The sequence below is a fragment of the Saccharomonospora azurea NA-128 genome, from assembly GCF_000231055.2.
Classification (GTDB): Bacteria; Actinomycetota; Actinomycetes; order Mycobacteriales; family Pseudonocardiaceae; genus Saccharomonospora; species Saccharomonospora azurea.
In genome coordinates, this window is sequence record NZ_CM001466.1 from 3,730,524 (window position 1) to 3,733,179 (window position 2,656).

The window sequence follows — 2,656 nt, forward strand, 5'->3', positions numbered from 1 at the left end:
CGAGCGCGCCGCGTTGCCCGCGGGCGGCGGCGACGCGTCGGGCGTGTACGGCGGGTTCTCGCCGAGCCGCTCGCCCGGCGACTACATGGGACGGCAGGACCCGATGTCGGTGGTCTCGGGAGGAAGCCGCAGGGTGGACACCGCTCCGGTGAGCGACTCGCGCTGGGATCGGGCGGACGACGCCGATCCGTTCGTGGTGCCCTCACGGTTGTCGTCGGTTGACGACGCGGGGCCGCTGCCGGTCTCGGCGCCGGCGACGCCCGCGGCGTCCGTGCCGCAGCCGCGTCGCGTGGAGCACGAGCTGGTGGCGGGCAAACCCGTGTTCGTGCTGTACCGGCCGTCGCGGGGCCTGGAGGTTCGTGACGACGGCCGCGACACCGACCGCGTGGTCCGGTAAGGGGGCGCGGGGATGCCGATTCGTACCAACCGGGGCAGGGCGGCGGTGTATCGCCGGCTGTGGGGTTTCCCGATGCGCTCGCCCGGGCACCTCGTCGGCACCATCGTGGTCGTCGCCGCGCTCCTCGTGGCCGCGGGTGTTCTCGTGCCGAAGCTCGTGGGCGACGACAGGACGACGCCGCCCGTCCCGGGAGCCTCCGGGTCCACATCGGAACAGGCGGCGACGAGTGCCGAGCCCACACTCGACCGCGAGACGCTGCCCACCCGGTTGTCCGAACCACTCGTCACACCCACTCCGGCCGATCCCGCTCCCGAGGCCCTCGACGTGGCGACGCGGTGGGTCACCGCCTGGGCATCCGTTCCGGACGCGGACACCGACGACGCCGCGGAGACGTGGTTGGAGGGGCTGCGGCCTTACACCACGCCCGAGTTCCTGCCGCAGCTGCGCACTGTCGAACCGGCCAACGTGGAGGCGACGAAGGTCGTCGGCGAGCCGAAGGCCCGCGAGTCGTACCCGCGGTCGGTGAAGGTGGAGGTCGCCACCGACGGGCCCACGCTGCTCGTCACGGTGATCGACACCGACGACGGATGGAAGGTGACGGCCTACACCGAGGCGGAAAGCGGGTGAGGTTGCCGTGCGTGCCGGACTGCTGATCGGTTGTGTCGCCGCCGCGGGCATCACGGTGCTCGTGGCCGCGGGCGCGGTGCTGGTGGTGGACAGTCAACGGCAGCAGGCCCACGCCACGCCGGTGAGCTGCAACGCCGCGCTGGGCCCCACCCAGCCGGGACAGCAGAACCGGGGCACGAACGACGCCGCCAACCTCACCGAGGAGCAACTCGGCACGGTGTCGCTGATCATCTCGATCGGCAAGGAGCGAGAGCTCTCGCCACGGGCGTGGCAGGTCGCGATCCAGGCGGGCATGACCGAGTCCGGCCTGCGCAACGTCCACTACGGCGACCGCGACTCGCTGGGCATCTTCCAGATGCGGCCCTCGATGGGCTGGGGGTCGCCGGAGCAGGTCACCGACCCGGCGTACGCGGTGAACAAGTTCTACGACGTCCTGGAGTCCATTCCGGACTGGGAGGAGTTGCGGCCCGGCGACGCGGCCCAGGCCGTGGAGCGGTCGGAGTTCCCCGACCGGTACCACCGGTGGGAGCCGATGGCGGTGCATCTGGTGGAGACGATGGGCGAGGTGTCGGACGCCGCGGGCTGCGGCACCGGGCTCGGGGCCGCGTTGCCGCCGAACGAGGAGGCGGCCGACGCCATCGAGTTCGCCCTCGACGAGCGGGGCGACCCGTACGTGTGGGGCGCGACGGGTCCCGACTCCTACGACTGCTCCGGTCTGATGTTGCGCGCGTACGAGGCGGCCGGGATCACGCTGCCCCGCGTGTCGCGCGACCAGTACAAGGCGGGCGCGATGTTGCCGGTGGAGGAGGCGCAGCCGGGCGATCTGGTCTTCTGGGCCTACGACTCGTCGGATCCGACGACCATCCACCACGTCGCGATGTACCTGGGGGACGGCAAGATCGTGGAAGCTCAGCAGTCCGGTGTGCCCGTGCACACGCGGGACTTCTCGTTCGACGAGGCCGGCCTGGTGCCCCAGGCCGTGCGACCGGGTGTGTGAGGAGACGTCGTGGCCAAGAAGTGGGGTAAGCGCAGGAAGGCGAGCCCGGTGGTGGTGCCCCAGGCGTTCGACGCCGCGTTCGGGGCGCCCGCGCAGGCACGGCCGTCGGGCCAGGCGACGCGGTCCGGGCGGGCTCCCGCGTCGAGCACGCCGTTGGCCGACCAGCTGTCCACCGAGGCCCCCGGGGTGAGCGAGAACTACGTGGTGCTGCCCCGCTCGCTCGCCGAGGACATGCCGCTGCCGTGGCAGCAGCAGCTCGCCGCGCTGCTCGCGCAGTTCCACGACACTCACCGCACCCTGTCGTGGCCGACGTACCGGGTGGTGCCGTCCCGCCCGGAGCGGCTGGTGGACCTCGACGAGGAGCAACTCGCGGAGGCGGGCTATCTGGTGGAGCTCGACTCCGAGGGCGAGATGGTCTACCGCGACCGCACCGGCCGCCGGGTCGAGAACCCGGAGGAGACCGTCGCGCTCGTGCCGTGCCTCGACCCGATCGCGCGCAAGCCCGCGGACGGCGGTGCGGGGTCGGGCAAGCCCGGTGCGGCGCCCATGAACATCGGTCCGCAGCCGGTGTGGCGGGCGACCGGACGCTCGGGTTCCACCGCGAGCCCGGCGGCGTCCCCGGCGCAGGCCGTGCC

Annotated in this window: 3 protein-coding genes and 1 pseudogene; all 4 read left to right on the top strand. The window is 72.6% G+C overall.

Features of this window, described 5'->3' with window-relative positions:
- Nucleotides 1–397 (top strand): annotated as a pseudogene (locus SACAZDRAFT_RS17150) (magnesium transporter); the annotation flags it as partial.
- Nucleotides 398–409: 12 nt separating this feature from the next.
- Nucleotides 410–1,024, top strand: a complete 615-nt coding sequence (locus SACAZDRAFT_RS17155) for a hypothetical protein (RefSeq protein WP_005443782.1) — start codon at nt 410–412, stop codon at nt 1,022–1,024.
- Nucleotides 1,025–1,031: 7 nt separating this feature from the next.
- Nucleotides 1,032–2,021: a C40 family peptidase gene (locus SACAZDRAFT_RS17160; RefSeq protein WP_005443783.1), complete on the top strand. Its 990-nt coding sequence runs from the start codon at nt 1,032–1,034 to the stop codon at nt 2,019–2,021.
- Nucleotides 2,022–2,030: 9 nt separating this feature from the next.
- Nucleotides 2,031–2,656 (top strand): hypothetical protein (locus tag SACAZDRAFT_RS17165; protein WP_005443784.1); only part of this gene is annotated, 626 nt, incomplete at its 3' end.